Annotated in this window: 1 protein-coding gene; it reads right to left on the bottom strand. The window is 58.3% G+C overall.

Annotated features, from left to right (window positions below):
* Positions 1 to 1,310: Tn3 family transposase (locus V6S97_RS29085; RefSeq protein WP_334428447.1), on the bottom strand; the 1,310-nt coding region annotated here is incomplete at both ends.

The following is a 1,310-nucleotide window of genomic DNA, read 5'->3' on the forward strand; positions in this document are numbered from 1 at the left end:
CGGTCTTTGAGATTGCGCAGTCGCGGTGAGAACCGCTTTCCGATCAAGGCGAAGAGCCCGAAGATATGATCACTCGCGCCGCCCGTGTCGGTAAAGTGTTCCTGAATGTCGAGCACCGTGTCCTGGTCGAAGAGCCCATCGAGCACATAGGCCGCCTCGCTCTCGGTGGGACTGATGGGCAAAATGCTGAAGTAGCCGTATTGATCTGACAGATGGCTATAGAATTTCGATCCGGGCTCGCTACCGTAATGCAAATTGATGTCGCCGCGCTTTGCAGCCCGGTCGCTCGTACGGAAGAATTGGCCATCGGACGACGACGCTGTGCCATTGCCCCAAAGGCGCGAATGCGGATGCTGGGTGTGGGCATCGGTGATGCACGCTTGCGCCGCGCGGTAGGTCTCCGATCGGGCATGGAATGTGCGCATCCACCCAATCTGGTGAGCGCTGATCCCCTTGGATGCGCCCGCCATTCGCTTTGGGCCGAGGTTCGTCGCATCGGCCAGTACACCAGCGAGCATGGCAGAGACATTTTTCGGGATGTCGCCGGTGCGAACATGCGTGAAGTGATCCGCAAAGGCGGTCCATTCATGCACTTCCCTTAACAAGTCGGGAACCTCGACCAACGGATACATATCGCTGATCTCGGCATTCAGTTCCTCTGCTGCCACGGGGACTTCGCTGGCAGTTGGTGTGACGATCAACGTTCCGGCCTCAAGACGAACTCCTTCGAGCTTTCCGGATCGTGCTCTGTGCGCAAGACGCTGCAGGTTGAACTCGAGCATCTGGCACGCTTCAGCAAGCCACTGCGCGCCGTCGCCTTGGACCCCCAAACCGAGACGATCTTCTTCCTTCATCGTGATGAATGTCGACCGCGGCATCAGATGCTCGTCAATCGGCCGGAAAGATCGGCTGCCGTCGACCCAAATGTCCGCAGATCTAAGCCGGTCTCGCAAAGCCGCTAGCGTGGCGATCTCGTAGAGACGGCGATCAGGTTTCCCTTGTTCGAAGATAAGCCGTCGATCAGTTTGGCTGAGATGGGTGAGCGGCACGCGATCAGGGAGTGTCCGCCGCTTCTCGGCATAAAGCCGTTTCAGCAGCGCAATTGCCGCCAGAAGCGGGTCGTGGCGATGCGCCGAGCGAAACGTGAAGGCCTGAAGAAATGCACCATTGTATTTGTGGACGGTCGCGTATTGTTCGGCTGCCACGGTCAACGGCGGTGCCTCGTTGTCGTCGACCATCGACTCGAGTTCTGGCTTCATTCTCAGCAGCCGGTGCCATCCGACTTTCTGGTCGAGAACATCCAATGCGTT

The organism is Agrobacterium sp. CCNWLW155, from assembly GCF_036888815.1.
Lineage (GTDB): Bacteria > Pseudomonadota > Alphaproteobacteria > Rhizobiales > Rhizobiaceae > Agrobacterium > Agrobacterium radiobacter.